General features: G+C 41.8%; 1 pseudogene. It reads left to right on the plus strand.

The annotated features are described in order from the left end of the window. Window positions 1–193: pseudogene (locus V6255_RS19100) on the plus strand (LexA family protein); the annotation flags it as partial. Window positions 194–208 lie beyond the last annotated feature (15 nt).

The raw sequence follows: 208 nt of genomic DNA on the forward strand, positions 1-208 counted from the left end.
AGGGGCAATTGAAATATTATCTGGCACATCTCGCGGTTTTCGCGTTATTAGTGAGCATAAAGATAATGAAGCAGTCAACGAAGTGTTTCCTTTAATCGGTAAAGTTGCTGCTGGAGAGCCGATTCTAGCTCAAGAGCACGGTGAAACTCATTACAATGTTGATCCTACTTTAGTTCATCCTGCGGCAGATTTTTAATAGCGTGTTCAG

Source organism: Psychromonas arctica, from assembly GCF_038155225.1.
Classification (GTDB): Bacteria; Pseudomonadota; Gammaproteobacteria; order Enterobacterales; family Psychromonadaceae; genus Psychromonas; species Psychromonas arctica_B.